Consider the following 7,269-nt stretch of genomic DNA (forward strand, 5'->3'; position numbering starts at 1 on the left):
GTCCGTAACATTCACTGAGAAAATCAATTGGGTCTTCCTTAAGTCTCAGAATTTGAGATAGGCTTGAAGGGCAAGTATAGTTAGCTCTTTCCCAGAAATTAAACTTTCCCTCTCTTTCATAATCACAGGCCCAAACATAGTTTGGATCGATGATTTTTCCATCTTCAGTAAGAATTCCCATGCGGGCCTCTGGTCTTGCTGAATTATTGTGAATGTAGCGACAAATTTTCATATTGTTTCCTCGTAATCTTTACTAATTAAGCTCTACCAAATTTCTTATCGTATTCTGGTAGTACCGCATCCATGGCTTCATAAAAGTGTTTCATTTCCTCTTTTGTCCCAATACTAATTCTTATATATTCATTCATTTCATTAGCTTTTAGAGGACGAATAATAACTCCTTGATCAAGAAGTTTATCAAAGAGGTAATCACTCGCTTCGGCCGAACCCGTTTTTATTGTGACAAAGTTTGTAATTGATTTGATTGGTTGGAAATTCTTTTCTTCTAAGTAAGCGATGAGTTCATTATATCTTTTCGTATTATTTTTGATTGTTCTTTCTAGGTGAGGTTGGTCCTCAAGTGCGCCAACAGCACCTAATTGTCCAACAAGGTTAGGTTCAAATGGAAGCTTAACTTTTGTAAGGTATGAAATGAGATCTTCGTGACCAAACCCATAACCGACACGGACTCCAGAAAGCCCATAGGCCTTCGAGAAAGTTCTTAGAGTGAGAACGTTATCATAACGATAGTCCATTGAGTCTGGGTAGTCTTCTTGCTGTACTGCAAACTCGAAATAAGCTTCATCTAGAATTACTAAGACATGTGATGGAACGTGTTCCATTAGGTAGTCGAATTCAGATTTCGTTATATAAGTTCCCGTTGGATTATTAGGATTTGCAATATAGATAACCTTAGTTTGCTCTGAAATATTTTGAGCAAGGGCCTTAACATCAAATCTGTAGTCTTCAGTCAGTGGTACCTTTTGAAGTTTTGCACCAACACTTCTAGCGAGAATGTAGAAGCCAATAAAAGTGTTTTCACATGTTAGAACTTCGTCTCCTGGTTGAAGAAAAGCTCTCGCTATATAGGCCATGATTCCTTCTGAACCATTTCCAAGGATTATATTTTCTAACTTTAGGTTATAAATTTCCGCCAGTTTAGATTTAAGTTGGTAGGCATGCATATCAGGATAACGGTGAAGATCCCACAGGCCACGAGTCATTTCTCTAATTGCATATGGAGAAGGTCCAAGTGGATTTTCGTTACTAGCAAGTTTACTAATTTTAGTTAGGCCTCTTTCTCTAGCAACTTCATCAATAGGTTTTCCAGCTTGATATACCTTGAGTTCTTTAAGGTAGGCCGGTGCGAGCTCTTTTTGCATTGCGTCTCCATACTGTTAAATTTTTAAGCATTATACGGTTTAGAACATAGCAATCAAAGGCATTTTGGGTCATAAAAGGGCATCAATCCCTAAAGCTTTAGGCTATAATAGTAGATATGAGTAAATATCATTACGGACAATTTTCACCTGAGCATTTAGTGCTAATGAAGGAAGGGATTAACTTCTATAACGAGGGGCATTACTGGATGTGTCATGAGGTTGTGGAAGATCTTTGGATGGACCATATTGGTGACAATGCGCGCTATGTCTTTTGGGTTGTTATCCAATTGGCCACATCCCTCTATCACTGGGAGGATGGCAATCTTAATGGGGCGAGTGGAATGGCCAACAAGGCAAAGAGAAAGATTGAGTTCATTGAAAACAATCATGTTGAGTCGGATATTCTCGAAAAATACCTAGATTGGTCAAAAATAAAAGCTATTGTAAAATCAATACCAGATAAGCCAGTTCTTGAAGATTTTAATGAGCTGTCCAAATTCAAGTTTCAAGATCCTGAATCTTGGAAAGTATAAGTAGGAGTTAGTGTGGTTTTAAAAGTTCCATATTTATTTTTTAAATCGTTAGATATTATGAAGTCGGATAAGAAAGTTATTATGTTTGGTATGATTCCAGTTCTACTGGGTTTTACTTGTTATTACTTTCTTGGAACTTATGTTTTTGGTGATCTTCAGGCAATGGGGAAAGATTATATTTCTCAACACGTCGATACGGCTGGCTGGGTTGGTAATGTTTTCTTGGGTTTAATTACGGTGTTATTTGCTGTTTTCATGAATTTTACTTTCTTTATCTTTGTCTCAGTTATTGCAGCTCCATTTAATGATTTGATTAGTTCTCGTGTTGAGAAAATTTATGCAAAAACTGAAGATAACTCACAAGGCTTTTCGGAGATGATGAAGAAGCTACCAACAACTCTTAAGAATGAAGCCAAGAAGATTGGCTTTATTCTTCTACTATCAATTATTAACGTTATTATTGGTTTTATATTTCCTCCAGCAAGTTTTCTTTTAGCAGGATTGATTTTTGCTATATCGTTTGTTGATTACTCATGGAGTAGAAATGAGATGACTTTTGGAGAGTGCTTTGGTGATCTTAAAAAAGGTTTTCTCGCTTATTTACTAGGAGGAATACTCTTTCTCTTTTTGATCGCTATACCAATTCTTAATTTATTCTTTCTGCCACTTGCAGTTGTTTTCTTCACAGTTATTTATTGTGAGCTAAGGTTTAAGAATGCTTAATATTTTAATTAGAGTAGAGGGAAGTGATAAAGAGTTTACTTCAGTCTTACCTCTTGTAAGGGCCATTCTCGCATCTTCTGATGATAATAGAGTCAATATTATTACTGATGAATGTTATAAGGTTCCAAGTGAATGGATGCCGAAGCGTTGTTATGTTTTTAATATCCCAGATGATAAGAAGGGGACAGTCTTTGGCGTTCATCATTTTGCAGCAAACCTTCATGACGTATTTAATGTTGATTATTTTGTCGATTTTGTGAATGACTTTCACTCTGCATTTTTAGGCTTAAATTTTAAAGCAAAAAAGAAAATAGGTCTTCAAGGTGGTCCTAAAACATACCTTTACAATATTTCGATGGAAGCATTTACTGGAATGTTTCTAGATCAAAAAAAGCTATCAGTTCTCCAACACATTCCAGAAGTTAAAGAGAGTGCCATATCTTACTGGGAAGCAAGTCCTGTTAAAGAATTTGAAAATGCGATAATAGACTTATCTTCAATAAATGACCCAATTTACAAGCAGAGAGTTTTAAGGCTTACAGAAGCATTTGAAGATATCAAACTCTTTGGTTACGTCCCTTTGGAGATGGATGCTGATTTTGATCATCCTGAATTAGCAGAGAAATTAGAGCTCTTCACGATCGATAAAAAAGAGATATTAGAAAATATAGAAAGGTTTCAACTTGTAATCTCTGATTCAATGCTCTTTAGTCAGTTGGCGATGATGAAGGGGAGAAGGTCGTTTATTATTCTGGAAGAAGACCAAAATATCGAGACTTGGTCTCAAATGAGTTCGACACTAGGAATATTGAAGTTTGAAGGTCATGATCTAGTTAAGTATGGAATTGATGAAGAAAAGGAAATGAGGGTTCTCTCTGAACTTGAAGACTATATAATCAATTATTACAACCTAAGAGTTGAACCGAGCTAAATCTGCTCGTCTTGTATCCAACATAAAAAATTGTTATCCTTATAAAATGAGGTCCGAAACAGAAGTTCTACAGAAAGCCTCACTCATCCGAGAAGTTGAACTCAAAGATATTAGAGATTTAGCAAGAGTTCACGTGGATTGTTGGTGTGAAACTTACCAAGGTATTATTCCTAATACCTATTTAGAATCATTGAAATATACAGACCGCCAAGTGATGTGGGAGAAGTTAATACCAAGACGTCCAGAGCTTGGGGCAACCTTTGTCGTTGAAGATACTAATGGTGATGTTGTTGGTTTTGCTGATTGTGGTCCAGCGCGAGAGCATGAGCATGGCTTTGCAGGTGAGCTCTATGCCATCTATCTTTTAAAGAGATTTCAAGGCAATGGACACGGAAAAGAGCTTATCGAAAAGGTCAAAGAAACATTTAAAAGGTTAGGTCATGATTCATTCTATCTTTGGGTTCTTAAAGATAATCCTACTAAGAAATTCTATGAGAAAGCTGGTGGAATTTATTTAAAGTCCCAGCCAATTGATATTGGCGGTAAAGAATTAATAGAAGATTTGTTTTATTGGGAACTTAAATAGAAATTATGATATACATCCCCAACTGCAAAGACTGAGGATGTACACCATTATAATGTCATTCACATCCTTGTGAATGTAGTCGAGTTCTGATTCCATGAATATATATTTATGATAAGGGCCTAAATATTGGCTGAAAAGAAATAAAAACTTACAAGAACTGTCAGTTTTAACCCTGATAGGGGCAGAAATTGATGAAAGCTAACTCCAGTAAGAGGTTGGCCAATAGAATTTATTTTTTTAAGACTTTGGAAACCTTTTTAATAAGGGCATCTCTAGTAAAGGGTTTTACTAAAACTTCTTTAACACCGGCATCAATAACCTTCATCATTGATTTTCCATCAAGGTATCCTGAGATCATAAGATATTTTAAGTTTCTAAACTGAAGACTCTTGGATGTCAGATCAACAAGAGAGGTCCCATCTTTATCTGGAAGTTTGTAGTCAATGATAACCAAATCAAATTTTTCATTTCTTAATTTGAGTAGAGCAACACTAACAGATTCAGCGATGACAATATTCTTAAACTTTCTCGTTTGTGTAAGAAAGGTCTTAATCAGTAGGCAGATCTTTTCTTCATCGTCCACAATTAGAACTGATGGTTTGTTTCCTTCATCAACTTTAGGAAGGTTGAGAGTCATTTCTTGCTCCCTACAACTTTACAGAGTACTTCTTCAATATCTTTCTTTTCAAAAGGTTTATCTATTAAACCACTAATGTTGAATTTATCCATATCTTGCTTAAGCTTTGAATCTTCAATTTTAGCTGAAAGGTAATATATTGGTGTCTCTATTTGCTTGTCTCTTATTGCTTTCGCTAACTCATCTCCATTTCCTTGCGGCATGAAGAAATCGGTAATAATTAAGTCAACGTCATAATTATCAATCGTTTTCTGCGCTTCTAGGATATTAGACGCACAAATTAATTGGTGACCAAGTTCTGAGATATAGTTATTTAATAGATTTAAAATTTTAGGCTCATTATCGACAACAAGAATTGATAGAAAATTAGAGTCTGTATCAATACCTGAAGCTAGAGTTGTATTAGAAACACTTGTTAACTCCATTTTAGGGATTGTTATTTTAAAGTGTGCCCCCTTATTTGAATCGACGAGCTCAATCGATCCTTGATAGGATTCAATTATCTTAGTAGAAATTGCGAGCCCGAGTCCTGTTCCTTCTCCAACGTCCTTAGTTGTGTAAAAAGACTCAAATATTTTTGCCTTACTTTCATCATTGATTCCTATACCGTTGTCGATAAAATCAATTTCATAGCAAACATTGGTCTGATTGAGTTTAATCTCTATTTCAGAATCAGCTTGATTGGACAAAGCATCTACAGAGTTTTTGACTAAATTAATGAAAACTTGCTCAAGCTTTGTTGGGTTTGCAAAAACGATTGAATTTTCACTTTGTGGAGAAGTAACTTTAATATTATTTTGCTTAATAGTTCCTTCAAGTAGGTTAAGGGCTGAATTAAGGCTGTCTTCAATCGCAATATATTCAAGGTGATCTTCTTCATTCTGATGGAGAAAATTCTTCATTCCTTTAATGATTGAGTTAATGCGTGAAAATGATTCATCAATATCGTTGATACATGTATTAATCATCTCTGATTGAGAATCAAGATCGCCTTCTTCAGTTAATGCCTTGAGAAGTTCAAGAGTTCCGGATGCAATGGTAAGAGGGTTCGATACCTCGTGTGAGATACTGGCCGTAATTTCACCAATCGTAGTTAACTTATCTGCTTGAATGATTTGGTTGTGAATGGATTTAAGCTCATCTATTTGATAACGATATTTTGTATAGAGATTCTTTTCGATACTAATATCATTGATACAAATAAGATACTGTTGATCATCTTGTGGGACAATTTTGAAAACCACATGGTATTCACTCATGTCATTCAGATTTATTAGGACTTCCTTAGATACTTGTATTGAATTAGATTCTTTGGACTTACTTAGAAGGTCTAAGATATCAAACCCAGAAAATAGCTCATTAATTCCTTTTATCTTTTTTAAAACTCTCGGAGAAGCTTTAAAAAATGAGGAGAAGTAGTGATTGTAGTAGGTGAGTTTTCCCGATTCATCAACTAGAGCAATTGGTTCAAATATAGAGTCTAAGTAAGAAAGATTCATTAGCTATCCATTTGAGAGATGAATTGAAAATATTGCGCTTCAATTGCATCAAATTCTAACTCTTCACCTGACTCAGACTTTTTCTCAGGAGCTTTTCCTTCCACGATTTCATCTGTTCTAAGCAGAATTTTAACAACATCGTCATCGTCTTCACTATAGTAAGGAGCGTAGAATGACTCGACCTTTGTGCCTTTTTTAATGAAACCATGAACCATATTGATTTGTTCAATAACTATCTGTGGGCAATTATGGTAGATAATTTTAGCATTCTCTTCAATACCTTCAATATAATTGATCCACTCTCTAACCCCACAAGAGTTGATTAGAGTTACTTTATCAAAATTAAAGTTCAAAGTGTGACAACCAATATTCGTAATCGTAGCAAAGTCAGAATCTTCATCAATTTGACCAGATAATTTAATATCAGCTACACCTTTTTCAATAACTGTTTCTATTGACAGCTTGTCACTCATTTATTCCTCCTCAAAGAAGTGAAAAGAGGTGACTCTTTCTTTAAACTTCTTATATCGTTTATTGGCCTCAATGATGCAAATAAACTCACTCATTTGAGATTCTTTTTTATTAATAATTAATTGATTTATATTTTGATATACTAGGTATAGACCTAGGCCTGCTCCTGGAGAGTCTTTTCTAGGGGCTTTCTCATTAAAGCCTCTAATGATATTTTTTACGACTTCAGACTTGTTAATAGACCCAATCTTGTCACTAACTGAAATTAGTACTTTGTCCTCATCTATACCAATTTTAGCTTCAATAGAATCTGTTAGTTCAAAAATTGATGCTCTTCGATCTCTATCTTCTAGTTCTTCTTGATGGAAAAAAGAATTAAGAAGAAGCTCATTGAGAACAAGTCGTAAATGATCCTTTGGTGAATTAAAGAAGTTTGGATAGTCGATACTATTTATCAATTCTTCAATTTCGCTAGGGATATCTTTAGAATGGTGAAATATTTTTGAC

10 protein-coding genes are annotated in these 7,269 nt (G+C 34.9%); 4 read left to right on the forward strand and 6 right to left on the reverse strand.

The window, feature by feature from the left end:
- Both M901_RS13010 and hisC read right to left on the reverse strand, forming a co-directional pair.
- On the reverse strand, positions 1-232 hold a 232-nt coding region (locus M901_RS13010; RefSeq protein ID WP_021278674.1), incomplete at its 3' end, for a hypothetical protein.
- A gap of 25 nt (positions 233-257) precedes the next feature.
- On the reverse strand, positions 258-1,382 hold the full coding sequence (gene hisC / locus M901_RS13015) for a histidinol-phosphate transaminase (RefSeq protein WP_021278669.1): 1,125 nt from the start codon (positions 1,380-1,382) through the stop codon (positions 258-260).
- A 116-nt stretch (positions 1,383-1,498) separates the two neighbouring features.
- On the opposite strand from hisC, the gene M901_RS13020 reads away from it, so the two are divergent.
- From M901_RS13020 to M901_RS13035, 4 genes are read left to right on the forward strand one after another with little or no spacing between them, the layout of a single operon-like run.
- Positions 1,499-1,915, forward strand: a complete 417-nt coding sequence (locus tag M901_RS13020) for a DUF309 domain-containing protein (RefSeq protein ID WP_081653464.1) — start codon at positions 1,499-1,501, stop codon at positions 1,913-1,915.
- Positions 1,916-1,927: 12 nt separating this feature from the next.
- Positions 1,928-2,638 (forward strand): EI24 domain-containing protein, encoded by a 711-nt coding sequence (locus M901_RS13025; protein WP_021278675.1) that lies wholly within the window; start codon positions 1,928-1,930, stop codon positions 2,636-2,638.
- Positions 2,631-3,569 carry a hypothetical protein gene (locus M901_RS13030; RefSeq protein WP_021278670.1) on the forward strand — a complete coding sequence of 313 codons (939 nt, stop codon included), beginning with the start codon at positions 2,631-2,633 and terminating at the stop codon, positions 3,567-3,569. Before M901_RS13025 ends, M901_RS13030 begins: the two co-directional genes overlap by 8 nt.
- A 46-nt stretch (positions 3,570-3,615) precedes the next feature.
- A complete protein-coding gene (locus M901_RS13035; protein ID WP_021278668.1) occupies positions 3,616-4,155 on the forward strand; it encodes a GNAT family N-acetyltransferase in 540 nt (179 codons plus the stop codon).
- Between the two features lie 229 nt (positions 4,156-4,384).
- On the opposite strand, the gene M901_RS13040 is transcribed toward M901_RS13035, so the two are convergent.
- From M901_RS13040 to M901_RS13055, 4 genes are all read right to left on the reverse strand, one after another.
- Entirely contained in the window at positions 4,385-4,792 is a 408-nt protein-coding gene (locus M901_RS13040) for a response regulator (protein ID WP_021278676.1), read from the reverse strand.
- Positions 4,789-6,291: a hybrid sensor histidine kinase/response regulator gene (locus M901_RS13045; protein WP_021278671.1), complete on the reverse strand. Its 1,503-nt coding sequence runs from the start codon at positions 6,289-6,291 to the stop codon at positions 4,789-4,791. The genes M901_RS13040 and M901_RS13045 overlap by 4 nt, the downstream gene beginning before the upstream one ends.
- Positions 6,291-6,764, reverse strand: coding sequence for a hypothetical protein (locus M901_RS16715; protein ID WP_021278673.1), 474 nt, complete (start codon positions 6,762-6,764; stop codon positions 6,291-6,293). The genes M901_RS13045 and M901_RS16715 overlap by 1 nt, the downstream gene beginning before the upstream one ends.
- Positions 6,765-7,269 (reverse strand): ATP-binding protein (locus tag M901_RS13055; protein ID WP_021278667.1); only part of this gene is annotated, 505 nt, incomplete at its 5' end.

Origin of the sequence: Bacteriovorax sp. DB6_IX, from assembly GCF_000447775.1 — a bacterium.
Lineage (GTDB): Bacteria > Bdellovibrionota > Bacteriovoracia > Bacteriovoracales > Bacteriovoracaceae > Halobacteriovorax_A.

Bases quoted from the DNA above. Each gene is read 5' to 3' on its own strand.
- M901_RS13020 (WP_081653464.1), top strand. From the start codon at position 1,499: ATGAGTAAATATCATTACGGACAATTTTCACCTGAGCATTTAGTGCTA.
- M901_RS13045 (WP_021278671.1), bottom strand. From the start codon at position 6,291: ATGAATCTTTCTTACTTAGACTCTATATTTGAACCAATTGCTCTAGTT.
- M901_RS13040 (WP_021278676.1), bottom strand. From the start codon at position 4,792: ATGACTCTCAACCTTCCTAAAGTTGATGAAGGAAACAAACCATCAGTT.
- hisC (WP_021278669.1), bottom strand. From the start codon at position 1,382: ATGCAAAAAGAGCTCGCACCGGCCTACCTTAAAGAACTCAAGGTATAT.
- M901_RS13035 (WP_021278668.1), top strand. From the start codon at position 3,616: ATGAGGTCCGAAACAGAAGTTCTACAGAAAGCCTCACTCATCCGAGAA.
- M901_RS16715 (WP_021278673.1), bottom strand. From the start codon at position 6,764: ATGAGTGACAAGCTGTCAATAGAAACAGTTATTGAAAAAGGTGTAGCT.
- M901_RS13030 (WP_021278670.1), top strand. From the start codon at position 2,631: ATGCTTAATATTTTAATTAGAGTAGAGGGAAGTGATAAAGAGTTTACT.